Source organism: Glycomyces buryatensis (assembly GCF_004912275.1).
Classification (GTDB): domain Bacteria; phylum Actinomycetota; class Actinomycetes; order Mycobacteriales; family Micromonosporaceae; genus Glycomyces; species Glycomyces buryatensis.
Genome location: NZ_STGY01000050.1, coordinates 2227 through 2980, shown reverse-complemented (window position 1 = coordinate 2980; position 754 = coordinate 2227). Strand labels below are relative to the sequence as shown.

Genomic DNA, 754 nt, shown 5'->3' with positions numbered 1-754 from the left:
CAGCGCCTTCGCGAGCGCGGCAAGACCGGTTTTCGCGTCGGACAGCAGCATCTCGGCCGAGTGCTTCACAGCGTCGAGGCGAGCCACGTTGAGGTTCGCGAAGGTGACATCCGGGTTGGCGAACACGGTGTGGCTCGCGGTCGTGAAGTCGGAGTACCGGGTGCCGATCCCCAGCACCACATCGGCTTCGGCAGCGAGCGCGTTCGCGGCAGTAGTACCAGTCGAGCCAAGGCCACCGACCGCCGAAAGGTGGTCCCACTCGATCGCGCCCTTGCCCGCGTGTGTGTCCGCGACCGGGATACCCGTCGCCGCTGCGAACGCCCGCAGCTCGGCCTCGGCCTCGGCGTAGACCACGCCGCCGCCGGCGACGATCAACGGCCGCTCCGCACTGCGCAGCAGCGCCGCCACCCGCTCCACCGCCGCAAGCTCCGGTACTGGACGGCCGATGCGCCACACGCGGCGGCGGAAGAACTCGACCGGCCAGTCGAACGCCTCGGCCTGCACATCCTGTGGCAGGCAGAGCGTGACCGCGCCGGTCTCGACCGGATCGGTCAGCACCCGCATCGCGGCGAGGGCGGCCGGGATCAACTGCTCGGGCCGTGAGACGCGGTCGAAGTATTTCGAGACCGGCCGGAACGCGTCATTGACCGACACGTCCCCGGCGCGGGTGTCCTCCAACTGCTGCAGCACCGGATCGGGCACCCGAGAAGCGAACATGTCCGACGGCAGCAGCAGAACCGGGAGACGATTCGTC

General features: G+C 69.5%; 1 pseudogene. It reads right to left on the bottom strand.

The features are described from left to right. Positions 1-754, bottom strand: a pseudogene (locus FAB82_RS12845) (thiamine pyrophosphate-binding protein); the annotation flags it as partial.